Here is a 551-nt window from a genome sequence, read left to right on the forward strand (position 1 = left end):
CCGACATTACCGATTGAATCTTTAGCAGATGGTTTATCTCCTGGTTTAACAGTTTGATCTTTCGCTGTTGGAGTGTTGTTGTCTGCGTCAGATGTCTTCTCTGGATCTTTTACAGTTACTTTAACTGGTACTTCATCCTTAGAACCATCTGGGTATGTTACAACGACTGTAGTTCCTTTATCACCTGGTGTAGTTGTGTCTACTGGTGTCTTGAACTCTACTGTTGTGCCCTTAGGAAGATCTCCGACATTACCGATTGAATCTTTAGCAGATGGTTTATCTCCTGGTTTAACAGTTTGATCTTTCGCTGTTGGAGTGTTGTTGTCTGCGTCAGATGTCTTCTCTGGATCTTTTACAGTTACTTTAACTGGTACTTCATCCTTAGATCCATCTGGGTATGTTACAACTGCTGTCGCAGGTTTTTCACCCGGAGTAGTTGTGTCTACTGGATCCTTGAAGGCTACGGTTGTGCCTTTAGGAAGATCTTTCAAGTTACCGATTGAATCTTCTGCTTTTGGTTCAGTTCCTTTATCTACAGTTTGAGCTTTTGG

The 551-nt window shown here is 41.7% G+C and carries 1 protein-coding gene; it reads right to left on the minus strand.

Annotation, left to right across the window (positions count from 1 at the left end; all coding sequences use genetic code 11):
- Nucleotides 1-551: Rib/alpha-like domain-containing protein (locus tag M1R56_RS10030; RefSeq protein ID WP_248036039.1), on the minus strand; the 551-nt coding region annotated here is incomplete at both ends.

Source organism: Streptococcus sp. oral taxon 431, assembly GCF_023115445.1.
GTDB lineage: Bacteria > Bacillota > Bacilli > Lactobacillales > Streptococcaceae > Streptococcus.